The sequence below is a fragment of the Pseudoalteromonas sp. N1230-9 genome (genome assembly GCF_032716425.1).
Classification (GTDB): Bacteria; Pseudomonadota; Gammaproteobacteria; order Enterobacterales; family Alteromonadaceae; genus Pseudoalteromonas.
Genome location: NZ_CP090420.1, coordinates 239221 through 252739 on the forward strand (window position 1 = coordinate 239221; position 13519 = coordinate 252739).

A 13519-nucleotide genomic window follows, 5' to 3' on the forward strand; every position below is an offset into this window, starting at 1 on the left:
GAGTTATGAAATGTAGGCGCCATAATGCTTATTTCAAAGCAACTGGCGCCTGTTTTTTATCAAATTGATTAGGATGTAAATCATGTCAAAACAACATAGGCTGAGTAAACTTTCACTCGCAATTGGCCTGGGATTGTTTGTCCACACTAGTTATGTAAGTGCAGCTGAAGAACAACTCGAAAATAACGAAATTGAAGAAGTTGTTGCTGTGGGCACACGCCTTCAAGGTAGTGCTGCTGCGGTCGTTGAAGAACGAAAAAATCAAGCTTTTGTTGCGGATATTCTCGGTGCTGAACAACTTTCAAGAACGGGCGATAGTGATGCCGCATCAGCACTTCGTCGTGTTACTGGCCTAACACTCGTAGATGGTAAATTTATTTATGTGCGTGGTTTAGGTGAGCGTTATTCCAGTGCTCGTTTAAACGGTGCATATGTCCCAAGCCCTGATTTAACTCGTAACGTACTACCATTAGATATATTCCCTGCGAGTATTATTGAAAGTATGGCTGTACAGAAGGCCTACTCACCAGATATGCCTGCTGCATTTGGTGGTGGTAACATAGATATTCGTACTAAATCTATTCCAACAGAATTTACTGCGGGCGTTGAGCTTGGAGTAGGGTATAACACTTCAGCAGATGATGGGTATACCTATTCAGGTTCAGATAGTGGCATACCACAGGCGTTAAAAGACGCTATTGTGCGATACCATGGTAACTTCAGTGTCAGCAATATTGTTAACAGAGATCTATTAGTTGATAGTGAGCAAGGAACTCGTGCCGAGCAAGCGACAGCAATTAACAATCAATTACTAAAATCGTTGCCACGAAATTATGCGTTAGAAAAAGACTCTATTGATCCTGAATATGGTGTTAAAGCACATTTAGGTAATAGCTTTGAGGAGTCTTATTTCGGTGGAAAAATTGGTTTTTTACTCTCGGGTGCGTATGCCAATGAATGGGATTCTAGAACACAGTTCTCATCTGTTATTACACAAGACCAAGAAGATTTAGAAAACTGTTCAACGACATTGAAAACCGCTGATGATGTGGCTTCGTCTTGTTACAATACATTAAAAGACTCTACAGTTACTACTGAAAATGAGCGCTATAACTTAACAGGTAGTATTGGTTATTCGTATAAAACGCACAGTATTTCAGCACAGCATTTATACATTGTCGATAACGAAGATGAAACTGAAGTGTCAATTTCTCAAAGCCCTGCAGGCAGCTCTACATTTAGTATTGCAGGGAATGGCATTGCAAACCGTAATCATGAGTTTAATCTTGAACAAAGAGAGTTAAATGTTAGCCAATTTTTAGGTCAACATACTTTTCTTGATTACTGGGGGATTGGCTTTGATTGGCAATACACTCGTTCTGAAGCAACAACAGATATCCCAACTAATGCGGACTACAAATTCAGAGATCAATACGATAGTGAAGGAGACTACGCAGGTTCGACAATTACAGGTGATGACAACCGTGTAATCATGTCTTATACAGACATGGAAGAGCATGTGACGTCATATGGTGGCAACTTTAACTTGCCACTTAGTTTTGATGCTCTGGATATTGAATTTAAGCTTGGTTATGACTTCTCTGATAGAGCCCGTGTTTATAACACGTCAAGCTTTACCATTAATAACAGCTCAGGTTCGCCTATATCGATTAACGACGGTACAAATGATCCGCTTGCAAACAGTGGCTACTTATCTGACGAATTTATTGATAATAATGGCGTCTTAGTTGACTTTAATGAACCTACGGCACCTGATGCCGATGATTATATCGCTGCACAAAAAATAGATGCAGGCTACGCCTCATTTGATGTTATTTATGAACAGTGGTTACGTATAAGTGGTGGTGTTCGTTATGAGCAGTTCCGACAAACATCGGTTGGTACGTCAAGTTTAATCTTTGATGGTGACGATCTGCAAAATATTTGGTCTCCAGAGAATATTGAAGATGGTACTATTATTGAAGATGATTGGTATCCTGCACTGTCATTAACTTACCTCGGTGGTGAAAATTATCAAATTCGTGCAGGTTATGGTGAAACGGTCGTACGTCCTGATTTTCGTGAAGTTGTACCTGTCACTTACTTTGACCCACTCACTGATATTCGTACTTTTGGGCGTGTAGGACTTAAAAGCAGCCCAATTAAGAACTATGACTTACGTTATGAATATTACGGTGAGGCGGGTAATTCATTTAGTGTGGCTGCATTCTATAAAGATATCCAAGCACCAATCGAAACTGTATTAAGAGTTGGTGATGATGACTACTCGGCTAGCTTTGTAAACGGCGAAACAGCAGAAGTATACGGTGTAGAAGCTGAGTGGTTACAAGATCTTACAATGGTAACTGAAGGTCTATTTACCAGCGGTAATATCACACTGAGTGACTCAGAAGCGACGATAGATCCTGCATTTGCTGGCAACTTAACGAATCCTAAAAAGCGTATGACAGGTCACTCACAATACGTTGTTAATATGCAGCTTAACTATGATTCGCCTGATGGTATTCATAGTGCTTCGCTAGTGTACAACGTATTTGGTGAGCGCATACTTGCTGCAGGCGTTGCAGGACGTGATGATGCTTATGAGCAACCCTTTAATTCATTGGACTTAGTTTATACTTGGTATCCTGATTTTAATTCTAAAGTTAAATTCAAAGTGCAAAACTTACTCAATGAGGATAAAGAAGTGACTCAGTCAGATATTATTGTGCGTTCTCGTGATGAAGGCACAGAGCTAAGTATCAGTTATTCTTACGAGTTTTAACTTACTCTAGCCAAGGAAGGATATAATAATAAATCCTAACATTGATTTAGCCCTGCAATAGCAGGGCTTTTTTATTTTTGTCGAGGGATTTATGTAGCAACTATTTAAGCTAACTAGCAAAGTTAGCGACATCACTTTTGTAAAATCATTTTCATGACAGTGATTCTATTATTGAGACGTTTTTAATAAGCTTAGGATTTAAAAGGCAGGTAAAAATTAGTGGCTAGATTGCTAATACAATTACAGGATAAGAACCCAGAAAGCACTGGGTTCTTTTCTAAATTCTAATTACCACATTTTATGCTTGCATAGAGTGGGTAACACTGGTTTTTGCTCCCCGTGCTTTTTGAAACCCATGCGCTATCATACCAGTCGTATTCTGCATAAGAAGATTCATCTTCGCCGCATTTTACGCTACTTCCTGTTACTTCCTCTTTATGGCCTTGTTCTTTGCAAAATTGGTTGCCAGATAATGAGCCTACGAAAAAGTTTCTATAACTGTTATTTACTTTAACTACTGGGTTTAGGTAAGTTGCAGTAGATAGGCTTGTTGCAGAACCCGCAACTTGCTCGACACTGGTTGTAGAGCGTGTGAAAGATGTATTCGTCTCCACATCAATTTCGTTAGTGTTTGCAGAGACTCCACAAGATAGCAAAGCCGCAATTAGACCAGAAAAGTATAGGTTTTTCATTTATTTGATTCCTTTTTAAAAATAAAAAATACACAGTACTTCCTACTACAAAGTGCGAAATGATTATGAATCTTGTTTATGGCATTTGTATTAATTGCATTAAGAAATCAGCTCAGTTTTTACATCATAAGTGACTAGAGTTCGCTAGAACTAGAAAAAGTATGAGCAACAAATTGGGTATTTGAGATGAGATTACTAAGCCAAGATGAAAAAATTTTATATTCTATGACTAGCACTAGTTTTGCTTGGGCCGCAATGCTAGATTACCTCTGTAAAAATTAAATTCTCACGCAATGGACTTTAATTTTTAACAGTTTAGGTAATTTGAATGAATCAAACAGTGGAACAAACAATGAAAAAAGTAGGATTAGTCGGTTGGCGGGGCATGGTTGGCTCTGTGTTATTAGAGCGTATGCAGCAAGAAAATGATTTTTCTAAGATCGACACGACTTTTTTCACCACCTCACAAACCGGTCAATTAGGCCCTGATATTGCGGGTCCTGCTAAGCCTCTTTTAGATGCGAATGATATTGCTGAGCTTGCGAAGATGGATATTATTGTGACTTGCCAAGGCGGTGATTATACCAAAGCCGTTTACCCGCAGTTACGCGAATCAGGTTGGCAAGGTTACTGGATTGACGCTGCATCTGCACTGCGTATGAGTGACGATAGCATTATTGTTCTTGATCCAGTTAATAAAGACGTTATAGATCAAGGCTTAGAGCAGGGGGTTAAAACCTATGTTGGCGGCAACTGTACTGTATCGTTAATGTTGTTAGCGCTAGGTGGTTTATTTGAGCAAGACTTGATTGAATGGGTTAGCCCTATGACGTATCAAGCGGCTTCTGGTGCTGGTGCCCGCAATATGAAAGAGTTAATCGCACAAATGGGTGCAATTCACGAAACGGTTGCTGACAAACTTGCTGATCCTAACGCGGCAATTCTTGAAATTGATAAATTAGTCACTGAAAAAATCGCCTCAAGTGATTTACCACAAGACCAATTTGGTGTGCCTTTAGCAGGTAGTCTTATCCCTTGGATTGATGTACCAATGCCAAGCGGTCAGAGTAAAGAAGAGTGGAAAGCACAAGTTGAAGCAAACAAGATTTTAGGTAGTAGCCAGCAACCTATCCCTGTTGATGGTTTATGTGTTCGCATTGGTGCTATGCGTTGTCACTCACAAGCAATGACGATTAAACTACGCAAAGATATCAGCGTGGAGAAAGTGGAAGAGATTCTGGCTTCTCACAATGAATGGGTCAAAGTTATTCCAAACGACCGCGACATTACGGCTACAGACCTAACCCCTGTAAAAGTAACGGGCACCTTGTCTATTCCGGTAGGCCGTATTCGTAAATTGGCCATGGGCCCAGAATACATCAGTGCATTTACAGTGGGTGATCAACTTTTATGGGGCGCTGCTGAACCTCTTCGTCGTATGTTACGCATAATTGTTGATGGCTAAATAAGGCTATGTTTGAGCAATAAAGCCTTGCTCAAACATTCTATTCTATAGAGGCTCTTTTACAGAGCCTTCATATCGCAGTTTTACAGACCTTGTGTTTATTTTTGTTCAATGGGCAAATAGTACACATTTGTGTGTTAGGTAATTTATGCCGTAAACAACACATAATACGCGGGTAGTCACTATTTTTAAGTCTAATTTTGCGCCATAAAGGGTGTGGCAAAGTAGCGTCTTTAGCGAGTAATAATGTGTCTTTACTAAATAACTGGTTTAGTAAATTAAGTTTAAATTCTTGAGCTAACGACATTTCTGATAAATACCAATAAAAACAGTACGCAACATGACTATAAAATAACTTTTCTGACACCGGCGACAGGGTACTTAGTTGTTTTATAATAGGCGTTATCAGCTTAACAAGTAACCGCTCTAGCAATGTGATAGCTAACTCAGTCGGTCTTTGAATTTGATCTTCTCTAAGCACTAAATAGAAACATTCTACTCGCCCCGTTTGATGATAAGTCCAATGCCAGTTTTTAAGGTTCATTGCAGCATGTAATACACTCGTCTGGCTTCTTAATGCGTATTCTAATAGTGGCGGAAGTAAAAAGCCGAAAAACCATTGGCTCCACATAGAATGTAATGCATTAAGATCGATTGCTTCTTGCTGTTGTTGATAGCTCTTAGAAAAAGTCATAAGCGCTTTGGTATAATGTGGTTTATTTAATCGTTGTGATAATGGTTGGCAGTTTTCAGGGAGAGGTTGATGTGGCTTAATAATTTTAAAATGCTGACTATAAAATGGAGCTTGTCGCTCCAGTAAAGAGTTTAGCTCAGTGGTATCGTGTAACGCCATGTATGTTTGTACTTTCATTGTGCTGGGGTGGAAGTTTCTTCATAAAATTGCGTCTTTAAAGTGTATATTATGCCGCCTCATACAGAGGCGGCATAATAGCAATTCGCAATAATGTCGAGTTACTTAGAAACTATATTGAGCAGTGATGCTAAAGTTTCGTGGTGCGCCATATTGAAACTGGTTATAAAAGCCTAATTGGCTGTAATAACGTTTATCGAATGCGTTGTCTAAATTAGCGCGCAATGTTAGTTGATCGTTTACATTGTATCTTGCCATTAATCGAACAAGCCCATAACTTTGCTGGCTAACCTCCACTGAGCTTCTATCTGGCTTAGTGACATCTCTGCGGATCTCACTTTGCCAATTAACACCAGCACCCAGTTGTAAGCCATTTACCCAGTTATCCAATTCATAGGTAGTAAAGAGCTTTACTTGATGTTTTGGGCTGGTGGTCGTTATTTTTTCACCATCAGGGTCTTCTGTTTCAAATTGACTATAACCAAAATAGACATTCCATTGTTCATTGATTGAACCATTGGCTTCAAATTCGAACCCCTGCGTTTTAGTGCCATCAATACCGCGGTATATAGGAACCGTTGTTCCTGGTAAGGTTTCTCCCGTTGCTTCACCAACATTATCTTGACGGATCTCAAACACCGAAAGTGAGGTGTCTAATGCTTCTTCAAATAGGCTGGCTTTTATACCTGCTTCATAGTTTTTTCCTTTAACAGGATCGAGGTAACTGCCATCAGCTTGCACTCTACTTTGTGGTGTAAAAATATCTGTGTAGTTGGCATACAGTGATACATTTTTCCCAATAGCATAGGTGGCGCCGACATAGCTGGTAAATTCATTATCAACTTCGTAATCATGAACGGTGCCAAAATTGTCTTGGTCAGTTTCCCAATTATCAATACGCCCACCTATTACCATTGAAAGTGCGTCGGTTAACTCAATATCAGAGGCAAGGTATATTGCTTGTTGTTTTGTTTCCCCCCATGAACCATACAGAACTTCATCGCTCCATGTAGGGGTCGGATATGTAAAATCTTCATCTCTAAAGTCACCTAAAGGTGGAGCCTCATCTAAAGAGCCATAATATGGATTGGCAAACTCTTGCTTCTGTTGATTTGCACCAATTAGAATTTGTTGTGAGCGGTCAAAGAGGGTAAAGCGGCCCGTTAATTTTAAGTCGAATGTATGTTGGGTTCGATTACCATCAATAAATGCCAGTGAGCCAGGTATCATCCCTTCGTTGGTTATTGGGTCTGGGTGACCTGTAGCCCATAACACATCATATTCTAAATCGTTATCGCCATAGATGTAACTTGCTTTGAGTTGCCAGTCATCACTAAAGTTATGCTCAATCGTGGCAAAGCTATTCAATGCTTTGGTTTTGGATGACGCCCAGCGTGGAGCTGTTGACGTATGGTGGCTGTAGTTAGTTCTATTGCCTTGGTTGTCGAATAACGGTAATCCGCCAGACATTGAGCCTTCAGGTTTGGTGTGTTGATAGTCAGCACCTAACGTCAGCAATGTATTACGACCTATATCTGCTTCGATAATACCGTAAAGAGTTTGTCGTTGCTGCTCGTAACGATGCTGATAGCTTTCACGATCTTGATACGCTACGACGACTCGACCTCGAACACTTGCGTCTTGATTTAAGCCTCCCGATAAATCAACAATACCGCGTAACTGTTGCCATGAACCTGTACTTAAGCTTACGCTTGCTTGAAACTCTTCTGTCGGACGCTTACGAACTAAATTAATCGCAGCCGATGGGCTACCCGCCCCGAGCATCAAACCTGTTGCACCGCGAACAACTTCTATGCGCTGATAAATTGCGCTATCCATTAAGTTGTCACCATAATTAAAGCGTGTATCGTAGGTTGTTGCAACGCCGTCATACAAAATGCTGCTTACGCCAATACCGCGGGCACTGATTGAGTAGCGGTCGTTGTCAGAAGGACGGGTATTAATCCCTGTTACGCTGTTCATCACTTCAATAACTGAATTTAGTTGTTGATCTTTTATCGCTTGCTCAGTCACGACTGTGGTTGATTGTGGTGTTTCTAGAAATGATAATTCTAAACCCGTTGCGGTACTCATTTGCTCGACTTTATAGCCTTGAGCATTGCTTTGTTCACCAACGACTGTGAGTACTTCCATATCGTGATGCTTTTTTTGCTCAGCCTGTAAAGAGTGGCTAAATATCGCTAAACAAGAAAGTGCGACAGGCGTGAGTTTAAAGTAGTTAGTCTTTTTCATTTTTATCCGTAGTCCTATTACGTCTATAAATAGTGAGGCCTATGCTTAGGCCATTGTTGTGTCATGTTGAAAGTCATGGCGAGTGGCAAAATCATGCAGTGGGTTTTTGATATCCCCAGCAAAACGGAGATTTTTCTCTCTATCTTCAAGGTCAATCATCTGCTGATTATTATTCAATTGAATGCGGTTTAAGCAGGTACGCGTAAAGCGAGCCTTAAATAAGTTGTAACGTGTGTATTTTTCGGAAAATTGCGGGTTTTCATGCTGATACTGATAAACTTTATCAGCGACTAATTGCCAAAAATCATGTTCAGTTAAACAATTTTGCGCATCAAGCTGAGGTGCGATAAAGCGGAAGATACAGTCGAAAATATCTAGCAGTATATAGTTTAACTTCATGTCCTCTTCTAGGCTCACCGCTAAGTCAGCGACATGACCTGGTAAAGGCGAATTGCCGTTTAGAATCGCGACTTCTTCGCCAATATCTTTCATTAAAATAGTTACTGGTTGGTGTTCTTCTAAAACAAGGATTAGGTTTTCACCGTGGGGCATAAACACTAAATCATACGCAAAGAACGCATGTAATAGAGGTTGTAAATAAAGATCCAGCAATTTGCTTACCCACTCAGTTGCTGTGAGTTGAGAGGTATTAATGAGTTCAACAAGCAAGCTCTTTTGTTGGCTGTCTTGATGTAGCAAGGCAGCTAATGTCAAAAGCTGTTGGTTTTCTTTAACTAACGGTTCTCCTTGAAACGTTAAACTGAAAGGGCTTTCTCGCCAAAGTGCACTGAGCATTTTTTTATAAGGCGTGTCTTTTTCTAAAGCTTGCTCGTAATATTTATGGTGATAACCAATTGCGACGGTTTCTCTTAAAACGACAAAGCGTTTTTTAGCAAAGTATGGGTCGCTGTTCACAAGCTCAGCAACAAAGGTGTTTATTTCGGGCGTTCGGCTCATATAATAAGGAGATAAACCGCGCATAAAGCCCATGTTCAATATAGACAACGCGGTTTTCACATAGCAACGCTTGTTGTTATTTAAGTTGAAGAATGTGCGAATCGACTGTTGTACCTGATAGTCATCTTCACTGTGACCAAGATAAACAAGTTGCTTACGAGCAAGATCAGCAGCAAAAATTCGGCTAATTTTTTCGCGCCACTGCCAAGGATGCACAGGCATAAAGTAATAGTCTTCAGCTTTTTTACCATGCTCAGCAATTATGTTATTAAATGCTGCAATTTGCTGGTTGCCTAATTCGCTTTCAATAAAGCGCTCGTAATTAAGCTCCTCTATCATTGCTAGGCTTGTGTTTACCCGCGCAACAGCTAACCAGACTAATTTCATTGCTTGACCACTTTCAGGTGTAAGCGCGTGGCAGTCATCCATATCAAAGCCAATACGACCATTGTTAGCAACAAATACTGGGTGGCCTTCGGTCATGGCCGCTTCAATTTGTTGATAATCACAATGTACCAGCTCTGAAACGGGTTTATTTTGGTGAAGCAATTTAAATGCTTTACTGTATAAAGTGCTGGTGATTTCCTCTAAATAAGTTGGTAAGAGGCTATCGGTAATACCTAAACGATCTTTTAGGGAAATAATGAGCGTTACTGCATCTAAATCTTGGTTAATGCCATCTAGTTTGCAGACGATTGATTCTGGCTGAATATGTAGGTGATCTAGTTGATAGTGACGAGCACTAAAGTCATAACTTAAAAGCCCTTGGTTGCTTTCTAATAATAACTGAAATTGCTGCACTGTTTGTTTTCTATCTTCTTTTGCTGCAATAGGGTTTATTAGTTTTTCATGACTAAACTCACACAGTATTTTGGCGACTAAATGTTGATTAGCACCTTGCCATAAAGATTCAGATAAATGTTGAGGGAATGAATTTTTAATGATTTCCATAATTAGTCTCCTTGTGTTGTAGCTGCTTCAAAGCTTGCTAGATCAGCAAAACCTAGCCATGCATCTTTGTTTGTAAGGCGAACGATATGACTACTCTGAATGCCTATTTTTTTATTTAGCTTATGTATTTTTTGATTGTTAATGTCAGGCTCAACAACCAATCGAGTAAAACCTAATTTAGATAAGATGAGTTTTGCTGTTGCTGTAATAGCACGTCGACTAAAACCACTTTGCGGGGTGATTACGGGGGCAAGTAAAAGGTGCATCCCACAATCACCAGACTGGTTTTCAAAATGTTTACCGATTTCGTCAAACTGCGGGTCATACAATTCAATAAAAAAAGCAGGAGTCGCATCTTGGTAAGCTATAAGTGCTAGTTTATGAGGTGCGGGAGCAAGTTCACTTTGGCGTTGCTCTGCATTCATATTTTGCATTCCCCAAAAGTGGGCATAATCTTGAGCAAGCCAGCTATTTAATAAGGAAAAGTGCTTCTGTGCTTGGTAAATGTAAAAACGAAAGTCATCAATAACAAAGGCGTCTGTGTTTATTATTGCTTGGCACTGGCTAGCGAAGCTTTTACTGACCTCTGCGTGGTTACAACTGCTCACATAGCCTCCTGTGACATTGAAGTTGTTTTACTACGTGAGGGCGTAAAGCTCTCTTTTTTAGGAATGCCAAATTGTTGGAAAGCGATGCGCTCTTCAATGCTGTAAGGCGCTTTACCTAATACTTGTTTTAAAATGATGGCATTGCGATAACACACCATTCCGAGATCTGGCACGGTTAATCCATGGCTGTTGAGGCCTAAGTTTTGTGCAAAAATGCGACCCTGCTCATCAATGTTATAGTTACGTTCTACTTGTAACTCGCCGTTCTCATCGAAGTTTAATTTATGACGTAATGGTTCAATGAAGGTGGGTAACTGGTATTGATAGCCTGTCGCCATTACAAGTGCATTAGTGTTAAAGCTAAAATCTTGCTCTAGCTCGTTATGTAGGCATGAGAGGGCAAGTTTTTGGCCTTCTTGTTTAATGTTAGTTAATGAGGTATTCGTTAAAAGCTCGGCTGAGAAATCGCAATTCAGTTTCTTTTGATAGAGCAAATCGTAAATATCGTTAATGAGCTCTGAATTAATTCCTTTATATAGCGACTTTTGCGAGTGGATAAGTTGTTGTCGCTTCGCACTTGGTAAATTATGGAAATAATCAATATACTCAGGCGATGTCATTTCAAGAGTAAGCTTGGTGTACTCTAAAGGAAAGAACCGCGGTGAACGCGTCAACCAGCGTAATTGATAGCCAAATTTATCAATATCTAGCAGTAAATCATGGAAAATCTCTGCTGCACTCTGACCACTGCCAACAATAGTAATGTCAGACTTGCTTTGTAACATTGCTTTGTTATTAAGGTACTGTGAAGAGTGAGTTATGTGCTTATCGGTCGGGCAAAATTCAGGTAGCCAAGGTTGAGTACCGGTACCAAGCACTAAATGTTTACAATAAAAATCTTGTACCTTGCCAGTCACTTTATCTTTGCCAGAGACTCGGTAACAGTCGAGCTGTTGCTCGTATTCGAGGTTTTCTACGTGAAAATTAAACTTGAGATTATTTAACTGACGGCACACCCACTGGCAATACTGATTATATTCTTGTCGCGGTAAAAAGAAGTTCTCGCGAATATAAAACGAATACAATTTACCAGTCTGCTTGGCAAAATTTAAGTAACTGAACTGACTTGTCGGGTCTGCCATCGTCACTAAATCTGACATAAAAGGGGTTTGCAGACTCGCAGAGTCTAATAACATACCAGGATGCCAATCAAATTTAGGGCGACTGTCAACAAATAGCGTCTTCAAGTCTGAAAGGGGCGAAGAAAGCGCTGCTAAGCTTAAATTAAACGGGCCTACACCTATTCCGATTAAATCATAAATTTCTGGTTTCATTGTCCTTTCCTTAAGCTGTGCACAGTTGTTTGCTTTTGCAGTCGATCACATATTGTTCGCCAATTTTGCAAATTTCATTCAATACGTCGTCTATGCTGTCTATCGATGCATGAGGGTTCAATAAAGTGAATTTTAAATACTGAATATTGTTCACTTTTGTTGCTGCAATCATGGCACGGCTACTCTGAGCTAAGGTCCTGCGAATAGTGCGGTTGCATTCATCAAGCTGAGTTTGGCTCAAGGCGCTATCGTTAAATCGAAATACGAGTGTAGTGAGTGATGGAACTTGTGCAGCTTGTAACAGGCTATGACGTGTTAAGCGTTGGTATACCTGTTGTGTTTTTTCAAGCAAGGTATCGAACATGGCACCAATCGCATCTGGCCCTTCTGTTCTTAAGCTTAACCAGAGCTTTAACGCATCGAATCGACGCGTTGTTTGTAAGCTTTTATTTATTAAATCAGGAACGCCGGCTTGTGCTTGAGCCTTTGGATTGAGGTAATCGGCGTGATAAGTTAGAAAGCTCAATAACCGCTTGTCTTTAACCAATAGGGCAGAGCAGCATACTGGCTGGAAAAATGTTTTGTGAAAATCAATACTGACAGAGTCAGCTAAATCAATGCCTAACAAACGTTCGTTATGGCGTTGTGATACTAACAAAGCGCCACCATAAGCCGCATCGACGTGTAAATAACAGTTATGCTTTTTACATAAATGAGCAATGCTTGCTATCGGGTCGATTGCGCCAAAATCTGTTGTACCAGCCGTGGCGATTACCGCAATTGGTAATAAATTTGCTCTTTGAAGTTCATTTAATGTGTTTTCGAGGCTATGGGTATCAATACAGCGATTTTCATCACACGCAACACTGATAACAGCATCATGGCCAAGACCCAATAATGCGGCTGCTTTTTGAATACTAAAATGGCTATATTCAGAACAAAGAATGCGATAACGATGTGCATTACTGCTTAAGCCAGAAGTAATATTTGTATGGCTTTGTGGTTCTAATTTGCCTGCCAACTCACGTGCAAGTAATAATGCCATTAAATTTGACTGGGTTCCGCCAGTGGTAAACACGCCGTCTGCGCCTTCATCGTAACCGATTCTTTGGCATGTCCAATCAATCACTTTTTGTTCTATAAGTGTTGCGCCTGCACTTTGATCCCATGTTTCAACAGCGGTGTTTATCGAAGAGCTAAACAACTCTGCCAGCAGGGATGTAAGCATTACTGGGCAATTTAAGTGAGCAAGGTAATCTGGATGATGGAAGTATATCGCGTGTTTTAAATAAAGGTGATCTAGCTCTTCGAGGACTTGATTTATGTCACTTAAAGGTGTGTTTAGATCAATGGCTGCAAATTCTTCTTGCAACTGTGCAGGTTGCACTCCGCTGGTCGGGGAATTAACTTTTTTAATGCGCTCGCTTAGAGTGCTTATACCCAATTGCATTAATTGTGAGTAATCCTGCATTGGCGAAACACCAAAAAGTGGGGCATCAGTTTGTTTGGTTTTAGTTTGATAGTTAGAATCATTAATCCATTGATATTGCGGCGGTTTAAAATTTTCCATTCTGTATATCCTTTAACATTGATTTAGTAACCA

At 40.1% G+C, this 13519-nt stretch carries 9 protein-coding genes; 2 read left to right on the forward strand and 7 right to left on the reverse strand.

Going from position 1 to position 13519, the window contains the following annotated elements; translation table 11 throughout:
* Positions 1–82 precede the first annotated feature (82 nt).
* Positions 83–2785 carry a TonB-dependent receptor domain-containing protein gene (locus tag LY624_RS18445; RefSeq protein ID WP_341804753.1) on the forward strand — a complete coding sequence of 901 codons (2703 nt, stop codon included), beginning with the start codon at positions 83–85 and terminating at the stop codon, positions 2783–2785.
* Between the two features lie 284 nt (positions 2786–3069).
* Here LY624_RS18445 and LY624_RS18450 read toward each other — a convergent pair whose 3' ends face one another.
* Entirely contained in the window at positions 3070–3477 is a 408-nt protein-coding gene (locus LY624_RS18450; protein ID WP_341804754.1) for a hypothetical protein, read from the reverse strand.
* Between the two features lie 328 nt (positions 3478–3805).
* On the opposite strand from LY624_RS18450, the gene asd reads away from it, so the two are divergent.
* Positions 3806–4942, forward strand: coding sequence for an aspartate-semialdehyde dehydrogenase (gene asd, locus LY624_RS18455; protein ID WP_130152206.1), 1137 nt, complete (start codon positions 3806–3808; stop codon positions 4940–4942).
* Positions 4943–5012: 70 nt separating this feature from the next.
* Here asd and fhuF read toward each other — a convergent pair whose 3' ends face one another.
* The 6 genes from fhuF to LY624_RS18485 form a co-directional block, all read right to left on the reverse strand.
* Positions 5013–5795, reverse strand: coding sequence for a siderophore-iron reductase FhuF (gene fhuF / locus LY624_RS18460; RefSeq protein WP_341804755.1), 783 nt, complete (start codon positions 5793–5795; stop codon positions 5013–5015).
* Positions 5796–5918: 123 nt separating this feature from the next.
* Entirely contained in the window at positions 5919–8066 is a 2148-nt protein-coding gene (locus LY624_RS18465) for a TonB-dependent siderophore receptor (protein WP_341804756.1), read from the reverse strand.
* A 45-nt stretch (positions 8067–8111) separates the two neighbouring features.
* Complete coding sequence (locus LY624_RS18470; RefSeq protein WP_341804757.1) at positions 8112–9974, reverse strand: IucA/IucC family protein; 1863 nt, start codon at positions 9972–9974, stop codon at positions 8112–8114.
* 2 nt (positions 9975–9976) lie between these two features.
* A complete protein-coding gene (locus tag LY624_RS18475) occupies positions 9977–10582 on the reverse strand; it encodes a GNAT family N-acetyltransferase (protein WP_341804758.1) in 606 nt (201 codons plus the stop codon).
* Positions 10579–11916, reverse strand: a complete 1338-nt coding sequence (locus tag LY624_RS18480; protein WP_341804759.1) for a lysine N(6)-hydroxylase/L-ornithine N(5)-oxygenase family protein — start codon at positions 11914–11916, stop codon at positions 10579–10581. The genes LY624_RS18475 and LY624_RS18480 overlap by 4 nt, the downstream gene beginning before the upstream one ends.
* A 10-nt stretch (positions 11917–11926) precedes the next feature.
* Complete coding sequence (locus LY624_RS18485) at positions 11927–13486, reverse strand: pyridoxal phosphate-dependent decarboxylase family protein (RefSeq protein ID WP_341804760.1); 1560 nt, start codon at positions 13484–13486, stop codon at positions 11927–11929.
* Between the last annotated feature and the right edge of the window lie 33 nt (positions 13487–13519).

Excerpts from the sequence above, each read along its gene's own strand:
- LY624_RS18445 (WP_341804753.1), top strand. The coding sequence starts at position 83 with ATGTCAAAACAACATAGGCTGAGTAAACTTTCACTCGCAATTGGCCTG.
- LY624_RS18450 (WP_341804754.1), bottom strand. The coding sequence starts at position 3,477 with ATGAAAAACCTATACTTTTCTGGTCTAATTGCGGCTTTGCTATCTTGT.
- asd (WP_130152206.1), top strand. The coding sequence starts at position 3,806 with ATGAATCAAACAGTGGAACAAACAATGAAAAAAGTAGGATTAGTCGGT.
- fhuF (WP_341804755.1), bottom strand. The coding sequence starts at position 5,795 with ATGGCGTTACACGATACCACTGAGCTAAACTCTTTACTGGAGCGACAA.
- LY624_RS18465 (WP_341804756.1), bottom strand. The coding sequence starts at position 8,066 with ATGAAAAAGACTAACTACTTTAAACTCACGCCTGTCGCACTTTCTTGT.
- LY624_RS18470 (WP_341804757.1), bottom strand. The coding sequence starts at position 9,974 with ATGGAAATCATTAAAAATTCATTCCCTCAACATTTATCTGAATCTTTA.
- LY624_RS18480 (WP_341804759.1), bottom strand. The coding sequence starts at position 11,916 with ATGAAACCAGAAATTTATGATTTAATCGGAATAGGTGTAGGCCCGTTT.
- LY624_RS18485 (WP_341804760.1), bottom strand. The coding sequence starts at position 13,486 with ATGGAAAATTTTAAACCGCCGCAATATCAATGGATTAATGATTCTAAC.